Genomic DNA, 1535 nt, shown 5'->3' on the forward strand with positions numbered 1-1535 from the left:
GACGCCGGTAACGTGTGGATCGAGATGCGGATGCGCTCCCGCAAGGCACAGACCGTGAAGATCCCGGCGGTCGGTCTGGCCGTCGACTTCGCGGCGGGCGAGGAACTGCGCACCGAGGTGTCGGCGAAGTTCCGCAAGCAGGGCATCACCGCCGAACTGGCGGACGCCGGCCTGAGCCTGACCCACTGGTGGACCGACTCGCCGGGCCGCTTCGCGCTGTCGCTGAGCACGGTCCGATGACCGCGGCCGGCTGAGCGCGGCCCGCCGCGTCACCCCGGGTGCGGCGCGAGCCCCGGTGACGCGGCGGGAGGCGGCGACGCCTCGCGCTCCGCGCGTGCATACGGCACGGTGGAGTGACGCGTGACACACCCGTCACGGTGGAGAGGAGCACCCGCATGTCCAACCACACCTACCGGGTCACGGAGATCGTCGGTACCTCGCCCGAAGGGGTCGACGAGGCCGTCCGCAACGGGATCGGCCGCGCCGCCCAGACCCTGCGCAACCTGGACTGGTTCGAGGTCACCCAGGTCAGGGGTCAGATCGAGGACGGGCAGATCAGGTACTGGCAGGTCGGTCTGAAGGTCGGCTTCCGCATCGAGGACGAGGCCTGACCCGGACCCGGTGCTCCGGCCGGTTCAGGTCCGCCCCTCCCGCTCCTGGGCGTCCTCCAGCGCGGCCGACCGGTCGGCCCAGCGGGCCCGTACGACGGTGAAACCGTCCCGTTCGGCGTCCTCGCACACCAGTTTGTCGTCGTCCACGAGAACCCGGATCTCACGGTCGCGCGCGAGGCGCCGCAGGATCTCCAGCTTGGTGAACCGGGCGCCCCTGCGGTCGGAGTCGCGGCGCATGAAGACCCGCCCCTCGGGCAGCCCCTGCGCGGCGAGCCACTCCAGCGTGTCGCGCCGGCACCGCTCGGGCCGCCCGGTGAGATACACGACCTCACACTCCCGCGCGCTCTCCCTCACCAGCGCAACACCCTCCGCCAGCGGCGGATCCAGCGGCGCCGCCGCGAAGAAGCCCTCCCAGTCGCGCGGCCGGTCCGCCAGGAACCGCTGCCGGTGCGCGGTGTCGGCGAGCGTGTTGTCGAGGTCGAACACGGCGAGCGGGCGTGTGCTGCTGTCTGTCACCCGGCCACCCTAATCGGACCCTCCGGCCGGTGGCCCGTTCGAATGGATCATGCTTCTCGCATGTCTTCCGTCCTTCCCGCCTCCCGCACGGTCCTGGTCGGCGCGGCCCGCCGGCACCCGTGCACACTCGTCGTCTGCCGGGGCTGCTGCTGCGGCGACCCCGGCAAGCATCCCGGCGCGGACCACGCCCGGCAGCTCGACCGGCTGCGCGCGGCCGCGGCCGGGCATGGATTCCAGGTCCGTACCACCGACTGTCTCGGCCCCTGCGACCAGGCCAACGTCGTCGTGGTGCGGCCCTCGGCCGCGGGCCGCCGGGCCGGGGGCCGGCCCACCTGGGTCGGTTTCGTCATGGACGACGACTCCACCGAGGAGATCGTGCGGTGGGCGGCCGCGGGGGGGGGGGGGGGG

4 protein-coding genes are annotated in these 1535 nt (G+C 73.1%); 3 read left to right on the forward strand and 1 reads right to left on the reverse strand.

Annotation, left to right across the window (positions count from 1 at the left end):
* Positions 1–240 (forward strand): L-histidine N(alpha)-methyltransferase (locus tag ACFW2E_RS46665; RefSeq protein ID WP_384478201.1); only part of this gene is annotated, 240 nt, incomplete at its 5' end.
* 155 nt (positions 241–395) lie between these two features.
* Positions 396–611 (forward strand): dodecin, encoded by a 216-nt coding sequence (locus tag ACFW2E_RS46670; RefSeq protein ID WP_384478204.1) that lies wholly within the window; start codon positions 396–398, stop codon positions 609–611.
* A 24-nt stretch (positions 612–635) separates the two neighbouring features.
* Here ACFW2E_RS46670 and ACFW2E_RS46675 read toward each other — a convergent pair whose 3' ends face one another.
* Complete coding sequence (locus tag ACFW2E_RS46675) at positions 636–1127, reverse strand: hypothetical protein (protein ID WP_384478207.1); 492 nt, start codon at positions 1125–1127, stop codon at positions 636–638.
* A gap of 60 nt (positions 1128–1187) precedes the next feature.
* On the opposite strand from ACFW2E_RS46675, the gene ACFW2E_RS46680 reads away from it, so the two are divergent.
* Positions 1188–1535, forward strand: a 348-nt coding sequence (locus ACFW2E_RS46680) for a (2Fe-2S) ferredoxin domain-containing protein (protein WP_384478210.1), incomplete at its 3' end; no start/stop codon positions are given.

It is taken from the genome of Streptomyces sp. NPDC058964 (assembly GCF_042741275.1).
Lineage (GTDB): Bacteria > Actinomycetota > Actinomycetes > Streptomycetales > Streptomycetaceae > Streptomyces.